Source organism: Vibrio sp. 2132-1, assembly GCF_033344315.1.
Genome location: NZ_JAWPON010000816.1, coordinates 1 through 529, shown reverse-complemented (window position 1 = coordinate 529; position 529 = coordinate 1). Strand labels below are relative to the sequence as shown.

Here is a 529-nt window from a genome sequence, read left to right as displayed (position 1 = left end):
CGCTACAAAAGGCCGACCAAAGCCGATCATATCAGCCAGTCCGTCATCAATGGCTTGTTTCGCTTTTTCCGCATTATAACGACCTGCGTAAATCAAAATGCCTTGATAAGCCTCACGTAAGGCACGTTTGAAAGAAACTGGCGTATCAGGGGCGTCATCCCAATCGACTTCAGCGATATGCAGATAAACGATACCATGCTTATTTAGTACCGCAGCGGCAGCGGTATAAGTTTCGATAGGGTTCGAATCTACCGTACCATTTAAGGTAGTCAAAGGAGCCAGACGCACCCCAACACGGTCAGCGCCAATCGCTTCAACTAATGCTGCTACAACTTCATCAAGAAAACGAAGACGATTTTCTAAACTACCACCGTACTCATCGGTACGGGTATTGGCTTCGGAGTCAATAAATTGGTTAATCAAATAACCATTCGCCGCATGCAATTCAATACCATCAAAACCCGCCTCAATGGCATTCAATGCCGCTTGACGATATTCTGCGATGACTTGTTGAATATCCGATTTTGTC

The 529-nt window shown here is 45.6% G+C and carries 1 pseudogene; it reads right to left on the bottom strand.

The features are described from left to right. Positions 1-529, bottom strand: a pseudogene (locus R8N47_RS28165) (alkene reductase); the annotation flags it as partial.